This window comes from Prevotella sp. HMSC077E09 (assembly GCF_001814685.1).
GTDB classification, from domain to species: Bacteria; Bacteroidota; Bacteroidia; order Bacteroidales; family Bacteroidaceae; genus Prevotella; species Prevotella oris.
In genome coordinates this window covers 1-11,711 of sequence record NZ_KV817476.1, presented here as the reverse complement: position 1 = coordinate 11,711, position 11,711 = coordinate 1, and the positions used below count along the sequence as shown (strand labels likewise).

At 45.6% G+C, this 11,711-nt stretch carries 8 protein-coding genes and 1 pseudogene; 7 read left to right on the top strand and 2 right to left on the bottom strand.

Going from position 1 to position 11,711, the window contains the following annotated elements:
• Nucleotides 1-757: leucine-rich repeat domain-containing protein (locus tag HMPREF2983_RS00085; RefSeq protein WP_305775588.1), on the bottom strand; the 757-nt coding region annotated here is incomplete at its 3' end.
• Nucleotides 758-857: 100 nt separating this feature from the next.
• A complete protein-coding gene (locus tag HMPREF2983_RS00080) occupies nt 858-3,359 on the bottom strand; it encodes an outer membrane beta-barrel protein (protein WP_070665501.1) in 2,502 nt (833 codons plus the stop codon).
• Nucleotides 3,360-3,639: 280 nt separating this feature from the next.
• Here HMPREF2983_RS00080 and HMPREF2983_RS14455 point away from each other — a divergent pair.
• The 7 genes and pseudogenes from HMPREF2983_RS14455 to HMPREF2983_RS00050 all read left to right on the top strand — a co-directional run.
• A pseudogene (locus HMPREF2983_RS14455) lies at nt 3,640-3,897 on the top strand (helicase); the annotation flags it as partial.
• A gap of 263 nt (nt 3,898-4,160) precedes the next feature.
• Nucleotides 4,161-4,370, top strand: a complete 210-nt coding sequence (locus tag HMPREF2983_RS00075) for a helix-turn-helix transcriptional regulator (RefSeq protein ID WP_070665499.1) — start codon at nt 4,161-4,163, stop codon at nt 4,368-4,370.
• A 13-nt stretch (nt 4,371-4,383) separates the two neighbouring features.
• Nucleotides 4,384-5,973 carry an N-6 DNA methylase gene (locus HMPREF2983_RS00070; protein ID WP_070665497.1) on the top strand — a complete coding sequence of 530 codons (1,590 nt, stop codon included), beginning with the start codon at nt 4,384-4,386 and terminating at the stop codon, nt 5,971-5,973.
• Nucleotides 5,960-7,078 carry a restriction endonuclease subunit S gene (locus HMPREF2983_RS00065; RefSeq protein WP_006951629.1) on the top strand — a complete coding sequence of 373 codons (1,119 nt, stop codon included), beginning with the start codon at nt 5,960-5,962 and terminating at the stop codon, nt 7,076-7,078. Before HMPREF2983_RS00070 ends, HMPREF2983_RS00065 begins: the two co-directional genes overlap by 14 nt.
• A 13-nt stretch (nt 7,079-7,091) precedes the next feature.
• Nucleotides 7,092-8,141 (top strand): PDDEXK nuclease domain-containing protein, encoded by a 1,050-nt coding sequence (locus HMPREF2983_RS00060; protein WP_006951627.1) that lies wholly within the window; start codon nt 7,092-7,094, stop codon nt 8,139-8,141.
• Nucleotides 8,142-8,219: 78 nt separating this feature from the next.
• Entirely contained in the window at nt 8,220-11,252 is a 3,033-nt protein-coding gene (locus tag HMPREF2983_RS00055; RefSeq protein ID WP_070665495.1) for a type I restriction endonuclease subunit R, read from the top strand.
• Between the two features lie 84 nt (nt 11,253-11,336).
• Entirely contained in the window at nt 11,337-11,711 is a 375-nt protein-coding gene (locus HMPREF2983_RS00050) for a hypothetical protein (protein ID WP_070665493.1), read from the top strand.

Here is an 11,711-nt window from a genome sequence, read left to right as displayed (position 1 = left end):
AGTTTAATTTATAATAGTGTTGCGGAATTAAGGCAATAGAATTGTTGCTTTGCTCGGGTGAGGTCATTCGTCTGCTCACATCAATAAGTGTATCCTTATTTTCTGTAATGACAAATAATTGTGAGAAAAGATCATATAATTGTTTTCTGACTATGGCATCAGGCACATTACGCAAGGTGTTATATGTGTTCAACTTTCCATTTGCATCTGCCATTTTCATATCAACGGCTTTCTTGTCCATCTCCGACTTTTTATAAAAAGCTACAATCTGATCCTGATCGTATTTTGCTCCCTCAGGAAGATACAACTTTTCAAAGTGGCGTTTAATGTCGGTAGCCTCGTATCCTGTAGCCTCTACCTTGTCGGTATTTGCCAGTCCCTTAAATTCGTAAATGTCATTGCCGGTCAAATCCACTCCGGTAATCTGTGCAGGTAGTTGGGCGAAGTCGAAAACAGGTCCATACCCGTTATTGGAGAGTTTTACGTCTTTCAGATTGGGGAGAATATCAAGACCGCTGAGATCCTTCAGGTTTGTACCACTAAGGTCAAGCGATGTGGTGTTGTTTGCTAATTCGTTGAGTTCCAGCTTCCCGTCTTTGTCGAACTGATAACCTTTCGATTTCAACACAGTCATCAATTCTGTATTTTTAAGGGAGTTTGTGCTGTAATGAACTGTATTATCATCACTGCTACATGAGGCAAGTCCCATCACAAGGAATACCAATACTGGTAATGTTAAATTCTTTACTATTTTCATTTTCGATAATAAATTAATTGTTTTGAGTTACAAAGGTAGGAGCCTTGTTTGGATTTCACAATACCTATTTTTTATGATTTTATTTTTGTTTTTGCAATCCTTATTTATTAGGATTTTGCTGTTTGTGAGAATTTTTATCTGTTTTACTTTTGGTAAGGCTAAAACGGTATCGCAGCGATACGAGGGCATAACTATGTATCTGCGGTCGGAAACTCTCGTGATACCCGTAACCTGAAACGGAACGGTTGAGGTCGCTTCGCCTGTTCAGAATGTCGCTCCACTTAAATGAGAGTGTGGCTTGTTTCTTCTTGAGAAAACGCCACGATGCTCCCACGTTCAATAGCCACTGGTCATCATCTGTGGTTGAATAGGTTCCTCGGCGCAGATGACAATTTGCATCGCCCCATATTTCAATGTCGTGGGGAAGTTCTACTGTGCCGCTGATGCCACAGTCGTAGTCAATGGTATTTACATGGATGTTTGTCAGTAAGTTGTTGGAACGGTAGAGTTGCCAACTGGCGTGTAGGTCAATATTCCCCCATTTCGGCTGGTAGTTCAATCGTAGGCTAACCTCATTACCCGTTGTATGTGTCTTGCTCTTCAAAGCATTACCGTACGTTTGTTCGTGAAAGAGATAGACGTGGTTTTTAAAAGAAGTTCTCATAGTACCAGAGAGCATCAGATGCTTCACTTGTTTCTGCCATTGCAGCATCCCGTCCACAAAATAATTTCCGTTGATATTGACAGTTCTGTATGTCCGTGCGCCAGTATTTGAGTCATACGTTACTTCCTCTGCAAAATCATTGAACGAGTTGTGGTAATTGCCCATAAAGGTAATACCATATTTTCTCTCATTTAATCTGATGGACAGTTGTTGTTGATAGGCTGGCTTCAACTGCGGATTGCCTATCTTCACGAACAGCGGGTTGCTCTTGTCATCAAGTGTCAGCAAAGCCTGTATGGAAGGCTGTTGTGTGTTTCCGTTATAACGCAGTTCAACTTCTATTTTTCCGTTGTTCCACTTTGCGCCGAACTTGGGCTTGTATTCCGTAGCCTTGACTGTATAGTCCACTGTTTCCGAATTGTGTTGCCGGCAGATATTCCTGCGTTGCCATTCTACATCAATGCCACCGTTTATCTTCCATTGCTTACCCTTATAATCCATTCGCAGGGTGAGTTCCTGCCCACATATAGATAGTGTGTTCTCATAACTTAGGCTATCTATGTATGGTCTATTCGGTATAGTATGGTCGTAAGTGTTGCTTGTGTTTCTATCTTCTTCGTGATGCAGTCCGTACCCTGTCTGCAATTTCAACTGTTTGCCAAAAGGATGGGTATATTGCAATGATATTCTGCTTTCGTTGCGCAGGGTGGGCAGTTGTTGGCAAAGATTGCGCAACAGTAGTGAATCTCCGCCCACAGCGTTGCGCAGGTGGTGGAATTTCGTCAGTGAAAGGCTGGTATTATTCGTTTCATTCGAGTTACCGCCAAGTGTCGCCTTCACGGTAAATGATGCCCCTACCTTGCCAATCCGCCGTGTGAGGTCGGCAGACACATGGTAATTCTTTCCATTGCTTTTTGTGTTATTTCGCAGCGTTCCCGAGGTCAGCGTGTCTGCAGCCGTATTGCACTCATATAGGTATGTTGTGTTGTCAGTCAGGTTGTCTGACCGTCCGAAGTTTCCATTTGTACTTATATTCAGCAAAGTCTTTTTGTCTATGTTATACTGCAGATTTATGTTTGCGGCATTACTGTGATTCTTGCTCAAGGAAAGCAGCATTGATTCCCGATATTTTGTTCCCGATGAAAGATATTGCTCATCATAGTCATGATTCTCGCTTCCATTGTGGAAGGCATTGAGTGAGAGGCTTGCATTGAGCGTAATCTTCTTGCCAAATTTCTTCACGATATTGCCCGACAATATGTTTTGGAAATTGTTTCCCCCAATGTTCATATTACTAAGATTGTCAGAGCGCAAAGTCAGCGAGGTGTTTTCGCCATCGGCATTGAATAGATTGCCCTGTACCTCATCCCTGCGTCTGTCGCGATTGCCGTGTTCAGCCGTTAGTGTTCCTGTCAGGCTGCCATTGTAGGTAGATTTGGTCTTGATGTCCAGCACATAATTGTCGGCACCATCATCTACTCCCGTCATTTTCTCCAATGCGCTGAGCATGTCATACAGTTTCAGTAGTTCCACTGCATCGGCTGTCATATTCTCCAACGCTGCGATAATGTCGTTGCCCATAAAGGTCTCGCCATTGATGTTTACGCCGTTCAATGGCTTTCCTTTGAACGATAGTAGCCTGTTCGCCTTGTCGTATTCCATGCCCGGAATATTCCTGATTAAGTCTTCCAAGTTAGCACCTTTCCTTACTCGAAGGCAATCAGTATTGATAAACGTGGTGTCTTTTCTTATGGAAAACAATTTCCGCTGTCCAATAACTTGAACTTCATCGAGTTCTATCGTTTTATGTAATGAAGAAACATGTTTTCGAGTAGGGTATATAGTATCACCCACAGCTAAATTCAAAATAGTAGCATTAGCAGAGGGAAACAGCAGAAGTAGAATGATGAAGATTAAAAGAATTCTTTTGATTATCATTTTGCAAAATTACCATTGTTCATAGATATATGCAATACCTTAAAATGGCGATTTTATAGAATTAGAAATGTCTAAGGTTGATTTTCATTGAAAAAACAACGTAAATACTTTGCTTATATGAATTATATCGCTATCTTTGCAACATCAAACAGAGAGTTCTTTGAGGCTTTGCAGAATAAAGAAAGGGAGAGAAACTCGCTCGTTTCTTAATCGTTCACCTTATCAGATTATATATTCTGCTTTCTATTAGTAATCAACCGATTACATTCATACCCATTACTTTTATGCGGAGATTTGCGACTTCCGTACAGCAAAGGACATCGGTATCGACCGCCCTGAGAAGAACGAGATACTGCATAACATACCGCCAACTCCCGAACAGGAGGAGTTTATTGGAAAACTGATGGAGTTTGCCAAAACTGGCAATGCCACCCTTTTAGGGCGTGCGCCATTAACCGAAAAGGAGGAAAAGGCAAAGATGCTGATTGCAACTGATTACGCCCGCAAAAGATTCAATAAGTTTATATCTTTCAGATAATCAATAACCTAAGAAAGGATAAAGGACAAAAGGGTTACGAGTTGGAAACGAGCGAGTTTCTTTTCCCTTCTTTATTCTGCATTGCTTCAAAGAACACGTTGTTCTATGTTGCAAAGATACTGATTATTCGATGAAAAACACCTGAAATCAAAGAAAATAATAGTCTAGGATAAATAATTCTCTAAATCTTTCGCTATAATGCTCTTAATGCTGTACCTTTGCATATAACTACTTATATTATTAATATATAAAATCACCATATTATGGCAATGAATAGGATTAAGGCTGTATTAGCAGAGAAACAACTAACAAGTAAATGGCTTGCCCAAGAACTGGGGAGGGCTGAGAATACTGTTTCCCGTTGGTGTTCCAATAAGGTACAGCCTTCTTTGGAAAATCTTGTAGAGATTGCCAAAGTATTAGATATAGAGGTGAGAATACTTATCACCCCCACAAAAGATAAGTTGATATAAGCTACCTACCACCATGGCTAAGAAAAAGAAGAAAGAAGATGCTGGTATGCCCAGCCTTGAAACCATACTATTTAACTGCCGAGAGTATTTGCGCAGTAATGCTTCACTCAACGATAAGCGTGACCTCCTGCTCACGCTCGTCTTCCTGCGCTTCATCGGCGAGAAGTTCGTGGATGAGCAGCAGCGGTTGTACAAGATGGCACTCGATAATGGGATGACCGATGAGGAGGAAATACAAGCTTTCGTTAATGAACCAAGCATGTATAGCGGTGCGCCCTTTGTGCCGGAAGCTGCTCGATGGGATAAGCTAGTCGAACAACCAGGGACGAAGCTCAATGCCGCACTGGATGATGCCTTGCAAGCACTGGAGGAAAGTGGAGATACTTTCAGGAGCTGTGTGCGCCTTGGGCTTTTCTCGAGCATTAACCTTTCGCCCAACGTAGTGAAACAAGTGGTGGACGAGGTGAGCAAGATTTCGCATAAGACCTTCGGCACGGAACGCGACCTCATTGGGCGTGTTTACGAATACTTCCTCAAGAGTTTTGCCGTGAATGCCACTAAGGAGGAGGGAGAGTTCTACACGCCTCATGACATTGTGGAGCTGATCGCTGCCTTCATTGAGCCTTTCGATGGCACTCTCTACGATCCTTGCTGTGGCTCGGGTGGGATGTTTGTGCAGTGTGCTAAGTATGTCGAGGAGAAGCAAGGCGACATCATGCAGGTCAATGTCTACGGGCAGGAGCAGGATCCAGCCACCTACCGACTGGCGAAGATGAACCTGGCTATGCGGGGCATCTCCCACCACCTGGGTGAGCGCAACGCTTCGACCTTCACGAAGGATATGCACCGGGGCTTGACCTGCGACTATATCATGGCGAATCCGCCCTTCAACCTCAAGAAGTGGTACAGTCCCGAGCTGAGCAACGATGCACGTTGGGCAGACTACGGCTTGCCACCCGAGGGCAATGCCAATTATGCGTGGATATTGCACATTCTCTCCAAACTGAAACCTCAACGGGGTGTGGCTGGCTTCCTCCTGGCCAATGGCGCCTTGGGCGATGGCGACACGGTGACTATTCGGCAAAAGCTTATCGAGGCCGATAAGGTGGAGGCCATCGTGGTGTTGCCTCGTGAATTGTTCTACACCACCGATATATCCGTCACACTGTGGATCCTCAACCAGAACAAGGGTGGAGGACGCTGGCACGGGCGCAAGCGCACGGGCGAGATCCTCTTTATGGACTTGCGCCAATGGACGGAGCATGCTGTCAAGGGAGAGCAGAAGAAGAAAACTCTCTTCTCCCACGAGCAAATAGCCCATGCCGTGAGCATCTATCACACTTGGCAAGCCGAAGGCACGGACGGCACGAGCTATGCCGAGCCCGAACTCTTCCGCTCTGTAGGCATCGATGAACTGCGCAAAAACAATTTCTCCCTCGTGCCTAGTCGCTACATCGAGTTTAAGGACAGAGACACCGAGATCGACTACGACGCGACCTTGCGCCACACCGCCTCTACCGTGGCGCAGCTCCTCCAACGCCAAGAAACCAATGCTCAAACCCTGCGCAAGGCATTAAAACAATTAGGCTATGAATGTGAGTAAAACAAAGTGGGTGCGCCTCGGGGACTATATCGAGGAGGTGGACGAAAGGAACTATGCGGGGACGGATTATCCTTTTTGTGGTGTGAATAAGGATAAGAAGTTCATGCCCACTGTGACGGATACGAACAACCTTGATAATAGGAAGTACAAGTTGGTAAAGCTAGACACCTTTGTGTTTAGTGGTATGCAGACTGGGCGAGACATTTGTATTAGAATAGCGTTGCAAGGCAATGATGAAACAATACTCGTATCGCCTGCATATACGACATTCAAGATAAAAGACGCTTCGGAAGTCTTACCTCAGTATCTGTTCCTGCAATTCAATCGTCTTGAAATGGATAGATTAGGCTGGTTCTTGAGTGATGGTAGTATTCGCTCAAATCTTGATTGGGACAGATTCACCGAGATAAAGATTCCCCTCCCCCCTCTCTCGGTACAGCGCGAGTTGGTAGCCACGTATGAGCGCTTAAAGCAATTGGCAGAGACGAACGAAGCCATGATGGCACCGCTCTCCGAAGCCTGCCAAGCTTTCATCATTGACTGCAAACGCAAGTATCCTGAAGTGACGCTAGGCGAGTATATTGAGGAGGTGGATGAAAGGAACTATGCAGGTGAGTATGGCATAGAGGATGTGCGAGGAATGACAATTACAAAGGAAGTCATTCCCACTAAAGCAGATCTTGTCAATAGCGATTTGTCCAAATTCAAAGTTGTCAAGCCCAATGAATTTATCTACAATCCGCGAACACATGGAAAGAAAATAGGATTAGGATTCAATTCTACTCTAAATCCCTTCATCACCAGTTGGAATAATACAGCTTTCAAGGTGTCAGATAATCTCCTGATACCTGAATACTTATTTATGCTTTTCTGCAGAGATGAGTGGGATAGAAACGCCTGCTTTCGTTCTTGGGGTAGTTCCACAGAAGTTTTTTCCTGGGTAGCATTGTGTGAATCGCGCATCCCCCTCCCTCCGCTTTCGGTGCAGCAGTCTATTGTGAACCTGTATCATGGTATGGAGGAGGCGAAGCGCATAGCGGAGGCGGCACGTGCGGAGCTGCGCACGCTCTGCCCCGCACTGGTGCAAAAGTCGATCAAGGGATGAAATATGAAGATGTATGAAAGAGAATAATAGCTTAGTTCAATCAGTAAATGGATTGCAAACGAATGATTCTGAATATGTGCAACTAGTCGCACATATTTCAGACACTTGGAATGGTGCAAGAGCAAAGGCTGCCATTGCTGTTAATATAGAACTGCTCAATGCCAATTGGGAGACAGGTAGATATATCGTTGAGTTTGAACAAAAGGGTAATGCAAAGGCAAAGTATGGTGAACGCTTATTGCCCAATTTATCTAAAGATCTAACTCGATTAAGAGGTAAAGGATTTAGTCGCTCGGCTCTTCACTATATGCGCAAGTTTTATCTTGCCTTCCCAATTTGTGAGACAGTGTCGCACAAATTAAGTTGGAGCCATTATTTGGAGCTACTCAAGTGTTCTGATGAGCTAGAAATGCAGTTCTATCTGAAGACGAGTATAGCTGAAAATTGGAGTGTACGAGAGCTGAAACGCCAAATAAGCTCTGCTCTTTTTCAGAGGCTTGCTATCAGTAAAGACAAAGAAAGTGTACTTGCTCTTGCAGAAAAAGGACAGCAGATGTCTTCGCCCACAGATATTCTCCGAGATCCCTATGTGCTAGAGTTTACAGGTATCTCACAGCAAAAGCGTTATAAAGAAACTGATCTAGAGAAGGCTCTGAAAACCAACATGGAACAGTTTCTGCTTGAATTAGGAAAAGGCTTTGCTTTTATGGGGCGTCAGTATGTAATTCCCATTGGAACAAGACGTTTCAAAGTTGACTTGGTGTTCTATCATACCATCTTGAAATGCTATGTGCTGATAGACTTAAAACGTGCAGAGATAAAGCATGGGGACATAGGGCAGATGAACCTCTATCTAAACTATTTCAAAAACGAGGTTTGTCAGGCAGATGACAATCCTCCAATTGGCATTGTATTAGGAGCGCACAAGGATGAACTATTGATGGAGTATGCTCTTGAAGGTATAGACAATCATCTCTTTGCTGCACGCTACCAACTCTATCTACCCAATAGAGAAGAACTTCAGAAACAATTAGACCACTTACTCAATCAAGCTAAAGACTAAGCGTAAAGATAAGCTTGTTGTATATTTCCGAGGTCATCTCTATTTATTGATGTGTATAAAAAGATAAAGACAGCTAAGATGAAGTTCTACGAAAGCGAATATGAAGAAGCACTCATCAACCTACTTACCGATGCAGGTTGGGAGTATACGCACGGTAGCACGCTGCATCGCAACAACCGTGAAGTGCTGATAGAGGAAGATCTGAGAGCGTTCCTCGGCAGGCAGCATAGCGAGCTTGAGCAGGAAGATATTGATGAGATCGTGAACCACTTGCGGCACATGAGTGGGCAGACGCACTTTGCCCTCTTGCGCGCCACATATCAATTGCTCTGCAACGGCTATCGCTATGTGCGCCATAGCGATGGAAAAACCTTCGACATTAATTATATAGACTTCGACGAGCCACAGCAGAACAACATCTTCCGAGTGGTCAATCAGTTTGAAGTGGGCTACGGACAAGGGAGCGACATTCGCATCCCCGACGTGTTGCTCTTTGTCAATGGCGTGCCCCTCTGCATCTTCGAACTCAAGAACCCTACGGACGAACACGCCACCATTGCCGATGCCTACGAACAAATACACACACGCTACAGAAGAGACATTCCTCATCTGCTGCACTATTGCCCCCTATCGCGCATCAGCGATGCCACGAAGAACAATACTAAGCTCGGCACCACCTATACGCCTTATGAACACTATTATGCGTGGAAGAAGGTGCGCAACGAAGACCCTGCGGCACAGAGTGGCATAGACCAAGTGCGTACCATCGTGGGAGGCGTGTATGAGACGGAGCGTTTCTTGGAAATCTTGCGTGACTATGTCTACTTCCCTGACGCCAGAAGTGAGCGGGAAGAAGAGGTGGTGTGTCGCTACCCACAATTCTTCGCTACACGCATGCTGCGCGACCACGTTGTCGAAGCTTACAAAAGGGGAGAACGCAAGGGGGGAACGTACTTCGGAGCTACAGGCTGTGGGAAGACCTACACCATGATGTTCTTGGCTCGGCAGTTGTCGTTGCGCTGTTCGGACTTGGGTTCGCCTACGATTGTGATGATTGTAGACCGAGAAGACCTGCAAACACAGGCAGGTAAGCTCTTTCTCCGTTCGGAAGAGTTCCTCTCGCTGGGTACGGCAAAGATCATAGAGAGTAGAGCCGAACTAAAAGCCGAGATGAGCCTGCGTCCCTCAGGAGGCTTCTTCATCTGTACCATCCAGAAGTTCTGTGAGGATACAGGACTGCTCAACGAGCGACGCAACATCGTGTGCTTCTCGGACGAAGCGCACCGCACGCAAGTGCGCTTGAACAGCCAACTCAAGGTGAAAGACAAGGTCGAGAAAGGCAAGGAGGCTGAACAATTGGGAGCGTTCGTCACGAAGCCTTATGCTGAACTGCTGCGCACCGCCTTCCCCAACGCAACCTTTGTAGGCTTTACAGGTACGCCCATTGATGAGACTATTCAGGTCTTTGGTGAGATTGTGGATAGCTACACCATGCAGCAGGCTGTGGCAGATGGCATCACGAGAGACATTAAGTATATCCCTCGCATCGCTAATGTAACACTTGATAGTAATAAGGTCAAAGAGATAGATACCTACTATCAGCAGTGTGCCGATGAAGGAGCCACCGACGAAGATGTTGCCAAGAGCAAGAAAGCGATGAGTGCGATGGAAGTGATTCTGGGTGATGACGAGCGACTGGAACGATTGGCCAGCGACATCATAGAACACTACACCAAGGCTTGCGACAACAAAGCCGATGTGGTGCAGAAGGCAATGATCGTGTGTAGCAAACGGCAGATTGCCTATAGACTCCTCAAGAAATTCGAGAAACTCCGCCCTGAATGGTTTAAGGAACGCAAGTCGCCCGATGATAGTAAGCTTCCCCCAGAAGAGCTACGCAGGCTAAGCCCTATGCCCACCATTGCGATGGTCGCCACCCGCAGTGCCAACGACCCTGCGGATATGTGGCAGTATCTGGGAGACAAGAAGCGGACGAAGCAACTTGACGATGCCTTTAAGGCCGAGCAGAGCAACTTCCGCCTCGTCATCGTGGTGGATATGTGGATTACGGGCTTCGATGTGCCCTGCCTGACGTATCTCTACAACGATAAACCCCTACAGAAGCAGACCTTGGTGCAGACCATCAGTCGCGTGAATCGCAACTATCCCGGCAAAGACTTTGGCTATGTCATCGACTATATCGGCATACACAAGAATATGATGGAGGCGATGCGGCGGTTTGGAGGTGACGACTTCGGTCCGAGTGATGATGATGTGGCACAGTCCTTGGAAGCCTTGCGCATTGAGTTGGAGCTAATCCGTCAAGTGTTTGCTGGCTTTGATCTCACGCCCTTCACCAGCAAGGATGTGAAACCATTGGTGCACTTGGAATGCCTTTCGGCTGCGGCTGAACATATCATCACAATGAATGAGATGCTACATATCGAGAGCGAAAAGGGATTACCCAAGAAGGTGGATGCCAAGACCTTCTTCCTGGCTCATGTGAAACGTCTCCGAGCGGCTTACGACATTTGTCAGCCCTCGAATGTGCTGAGTCACGAAGAACTCTCCCTCTCGCAATGCTACATGGCAGTGGCGTCGTATGTGCGCAAGACATCGGGCGAGAAACACGATGTGGCTAGTATGAATCGTGCTGTGGAACGTATGGTCGCAGAGGCTACAGCCACACAGAGCGAAGCCGTTAGTGCCATTATTGGCGAAGCGACGAAACAGGCCTTTGACTTGCTCGATAAGCTAGGGAAAGACAAGGAAAGTTTCCGCGGACTGGGACTGACCTTTGAGGAAAAAGCCTTCTACGACATCTTGATGCATCTCAGAGATAAGTATAACTTTGAGTATGGTGAGGATAGACAAGAAGGCTCAGTCATCATTAACGACAAGTGCAAGACCTTGGCTAAGAAGATTAAGGAACTGATAGACGTACAATCCTCCTTCACCGACTGGCTCAACAATGCCAAGATACGTGCCGACCTCAATCAAAAGATCTTCTTCTGCCTGCGTGCCAATGGCTATCCTCCTCAATACAACACTGAGGTCTTCAATCAAGTGATGGAGCAAGTGGAGCACTTCAAGAGCTATGGAGGGGAGTAAATGAGATTTTGGGATATACAATAAAGCCCCCTTGCAATCAAGGTAATATAAATTAGTTCGATAAACACATAATATTTTGTTCATATGGAAGAGTTACAAATAGAGACTCTACAAGAGATTCTGAAAAATGGTGGCAATGTTATTAAAACAAGAGATGATCGCGAATTGATAAGTTTTGATAAAGATGGAAAAGTGCTTAATACGAAAGATTGCGGTTGGTTGCCCGATACTGAGGATTCTGTTGCAAACAACAACATTTTCCGTTCACGTATAGAACCTTGGCTAACTTCTCTTTTCCAATCAGAACACTTGTCGCTGTTGTGTGGGTCTGGGATAACAAATGCCATCAGTATCTTAGCAGGAGCAGGCTCTGGTACTACAATGGGTGGGGCTACATTTACTAACTACAAAAATGAGATAGAAACGGCGCAACCGATAAACCCTGTGGGGAGGGTCTAG